The 875-nt window shown below is 77.3% G+C and carries 1 protein-coding gene; it reads right to left on the bottom strand.

Going from position 1 to position 875, the window contains the following annotated elements; all coding sequences use genetic code 11:
• A partial coding sequence (locus E1292_RS50530) for an aldehyde ferredoxin oxidoreductase C-terminal domain-containing protein (RefSeq protein ID WP_220447476.1) occupies positions 1-875 on the bottom strand: 875 nt, incomplete at both ends.

The following is an 875-nucleotide window of genomic DNA, read 5'->3' as shown; positions in this document are numbered from 1 at the left end:
CCCGCGCCGCCGCCCTGGCCGACCCCTCCGCCAGCAGGTCGCCCAGCTCGCCGGCACGGGCGGCAACATCCCTGATCAGCCCCGGCAGCGCCGCCGCGTCGCCGAACGCCGGCCCGCCGGGCAGCAGGCCGCGCGCCGCGCACTCCATCGCGAAGGCGAGCGTTCCGCCGAGCGAGACGGGGTCGAGGCCGAGGTCGTTGCAGAGGGCGTTCGCGGCGAGCACGGCGTCCAGGTCGTCGATGCCCAGGTTCCACCCGAGCGACAGGAACGCCTCCTGCCCGAGCCCGCCGGAGCGCCGCTCGGCCGGTCCGGGCGGGGCGTACACCTTGAGGCAGTCGTTCGGGCACCCCGGGCACGCGCCCGTGGTCGACACCGCCCGCCCGTCGTAGTCGCGGACGGCCGGGAGGCGCAGCCCGCCCGCCCCCGGCACCGAGAAGTTGCGCACGGACGCGTAGCCGGGATCGAGAGGATCGCCCGCCCACCCGGCGAACCCCGGCTCACCCGCCTGCAGCGCCGCCAGCGGGTTCGTGGCCAGCGACTCCCGGTAGAAGGCCGTCAGCGCGGCGATCGTGCCAGAGTCGGCGACCGGCGCGGGAACGTCGCCCGCGCACACGACCGCCTTGAGGTTCTTGGCGCCGAAGACCGCGCCCAGGCCGTACCGTCCGGCGGGATGGGCGTGGCCGGTGACCACGCTCGCGTACCTGACGAGGTTCTCCCCGGCGGGCCCGATGGCCGCCACCTGGGCCGTCGCGCCGTGCCTGGCGCGCAGGGCGTCCGTCGTGGCGGCGACGCCCAGCCCCCACAGGTCACCGGCGTCGCGGCACACGACCTCGCCGCCCTCGACCAGCAGGTACGACGGCCGCTCCGCCCGCCCC

The sequence above is a fragment of the Nonomuraea deserti genome, assembly GCF_004348685.1.
GTDB classification, from domain to species: domain Bacteria; phylum Actinomycetota; class Actinomycetes; order Streptosporangiales; family Streptosporangiaceae; genus Nonomuraea; species Nonomuraea deserti.
Note: the sequence above shows the minus strand (reverse complement) of the source record. Positions and strands in the feature narration are given on the sequence as shown.